At 45.4% G+C, this 324-nt stretch carries 1 protein-coding gene; it reads left to right on the top strand.

What is annotated here, in order from left to right; genetic code table 11:
* Positions 1-125 precede the first annotated feature (125 nt).
* The gene (locus tag KTQ90_RS13920; protein ID WP_288963227.1) at positions 126-254 is read left to right on the top strand and encodes a hypothetical protein; all 129 of its coding nucleotides are present in this window, start codon (positions 126-128) and stop codon (positions 252-254) included.
* Positions 255-324: the final 70 nt, after the last annotated feature.

Here is a 324-nt window from a genome sequence, read left to right as displayed (position 1 = left end):
TTTCCGAAAAACAATGGTTTTCAAATCCTGTGGCAGCATGTTGCCGATAGTTGCAGTGGTTGTCTGGGGTAGCATTGTACAAGGGCGCATTTTTAGCCGTAATTTTGCACCCGGAAGGCAAAGCGATGTGTAGCGTATCCATATCGTTCCGAGAAGAACAAGGCTTGATGTTCCGCAAAGGACTGGATTTCCCGAACAGCTTCCATTCGGGATGGGGACAGCTTCTTACGAAGGCTAACTTCAATCCACCCTAAGCGGATTTTTATGTCCTCAAAGACATAGCAAGGAATGTTTTGAGTTACTCAAAACCTTTGGAGTTACTCT

It is taken from the genome of Leyella stercorea (assembly GCF_019052365.1).
GTDB lineage: Bacteria > Bacteroidota > Bacteroidia > Bacteroidales > Bacteroidaceae > Prevotella.
This window is presented reverse-complemented; position numbering and strand designations above follow the sequence as displayed.

Excerpts from the sequence above, each read along its gene's own strand:
- KTQ90_RS13920 (WP_288963227.1), top strand. The coding sequence starts at position 126 with ATGTGTAGCGTATCCATATCGTTCCGAGAAGAACAAGGCTTGATGTTC.